Genomic DNA, 1,989 nt, shown 5'->3' on the forward strand with positions numbered 1-1,989 from the left:
GCCAAGGCCTGCGCGGTCGTGGCCGATGCACGACGTTCGATGTACTCGCCCAGGGCCTTCTTGGTGGCCTCGGTGAGCTGCGCCACTTCGGCCGAGTAGACGGTTCCAGCAGTGCTCAGCGCGGCGGCAGCAGCCTCCAGCCTTTGCGAGCTGGCCGATAGACGCTCGCCGACCGCGTCGGCCGCGGCGAGCACCGTGTCGACGCCGCGAAGCGCTTCGACGATCAGCGCTTCGCGCGCTGATCTGACGTCGAGAGGAGAGCCCATCAGACCGCTGTCACGCAGCGACCGGCATTGCAGGCGACGCCGCGAGCATCGCGGGGAACATGGCCGCGAACGCCGTATCGAGGTTCTTGTTGCAGGTCTTGGCCAGGCGCTTCATGGCGATCATCTGGATCGMAGCATCCTGTTCTTCCTCGTTCGCTGCCACGCGCAACCGCTGGCGGTAGTCGGTCGTGTCGTCGTTCAGCGCGCCGATCGACAACTGTTGCGTCTTGAGCATGGCGAACAGCTCGTTCGCGAAGATGACGCCGCCCTCGGGGATCGTCGCTTCACCGCTGGCGCAGAAGCCGAACACGCCGGCGAAGTCGGTGCGCAGGTCATCGTCGGTCTCGACCTTGTTGATGACCACCAGGATCTTCGCGGCCGGCACGCCGATCGCCCGCAGCGCCCGGATCGTGTTCACCGTGTCGGCCTGCTGCTTGCCAYCCTTGACCACCGGCACCACGAAGAGGTCGAACTCCTCCTGGCTGTCGGCGTAGTGCTGCATCATTTTGAGGAAGTCTTCGACGTTGGACGAACCCACGTCCACGATCGCATCGTCCAGTTTCATGAGCCGCTGCTGCAGCTCGTTGTAGTGCTTGCCCCGCAGCCTCGCCACCTCGACGCCGTCGCTGGATGCATCGACGTTCAGGCTCTCGACGCTGAAGACCTGGGCGTTCAGGCGAGGCTGCAACAGGTGGGCGGCGATCGTGCTCTTGCCGACGTTGCCGCTGAAGTTCAAGACGCAGACTTTCATGGTTTCCCCTTTGGCGCCAACTTGGCGAGTGCTTTCATGTCGGGTGTGCTGCGCATGACCTCATCGAGCAGGCGAGGGTCGTGGGCGCCGAATTTCGATGCCGATGCCGGGTTCGGCAGATGCGCGAGCGTGGGAACGCTTGCGATCGGGCCGCCGCTCGGGCGCACGGCCGGCATTGCTGCCATGTCCTGGCGCTGCTTGCGCAGACGGGCGATGACGTTGGACAGCTGGTGCGGCGTGATGTCGATGCCGACGCCCATCAACGCAGTGACGATGTGAGCGCGCGGGCTCCCTTGAGACATGGCGGCCTCGATCTGCGGCAACAGCGCCGCAATGCGGCGGGCCTTCGACGGGGGATAGCTGGCAGCGCTCTGTTCCAGGCTGGCCGTGAACGCGTCCGTCGTCATCGCGATGTTTGGGAGTGGGGGTGCCTGGTGTTCATGGGCGTACCTTCTGAGTTCAAAACATACACAATACGTAAACAAATAGCGTATGTCAATGTGATTGAAAAGCGATACTAGTACGTGTAGAGTGAATGCTGTCGACCAAAAGAGATCACAAAGTGAAACTTACAGTTCGCTAGATGGTCGATGCGCAAGAGTTTGTGGACCGCACATGTAGGCGGAGTGCCAGAGCGGGGAAGGAGTGCGTATGTCTTGGGGTTCTTGTGGTTTCCAGCTGGTGTGCTTGTGTCCATGGAACGCTATGGAGTTGCGCAAAGCGTCGGATCAAGTGCTGGCTGCGAATGGCCCGTCGAGCGCCGGTTTGTCATTGCGTGGTGTCCTGGTGATCTTCGATCGAGTGCGAACCGATGAATCCGACGTTTGAACGTGTTGCGTGGGTGAGCTACCCAGTGCTGCGGTGCCTGGCACCGCTGGACGCCATCCTGGCGCCGGCCGCAGGCCTTTACTGGGTCAAGACCTTGCCCGCCTCTGGCGGGCTTGTGGGGGCTGTGCTGGGGGTGTTCTGCCT

At 62.6% G+C, this 1,989-nt stretch carries 3 protein-coding genes; all 3 read right to left on the reverse strand.

The window, feature by feature from the left end; genetic code table 11:
• A partial coding sequence (locus ACXRVY_RS26275; RefSeq protein WP_458238654.1) for a hypothetical protein occupies positions 1 to 266 on the reverse strand: 266 nt, incomplete at its 3' end.
• 10 nt (positions 267 to 276) lie between these two features.
• Complete coding sequence (stbB, locus tag ACXRVY_RS26280) at positions 277 to 1,017, reverse strand: StbB family protein (protein WP_458238655.1); 741 nt, start codon at positions 1,015 to 1,017, stop codon at positions 277 to 279.
• On the reverse strand, positions 1,014 to 1,424 hold the full coding sequence (locus tag ACXRVY_RS26285; RefSeq protein ID WP_458238656.1) for a hypothetical protein: 411 nt from the start codon (positions 1,422 to 1,424) through the stop codon (positions 1,014 to 1,016). Before ACXRVY_RS26285 ends, stbB begins: the two co-directional genes overlap by 4 nt.
• Between the last annotated feature and the right edge of the window lie 565 nt (positions 1,425 to 1,989).

The organism is Pseudomonas sp. P5_A2_2 (assembly GCF_054177685.1).

Coding starts and splice junctions, on each gene's coding strand:
- ACXRVY_RS26285 (WP_458238656.1), bottom strand. CDS start 1,424: ATGACGACGGACGCGTTCACGGCCAGCCTGGAACAGAGCGCTGCCAGC.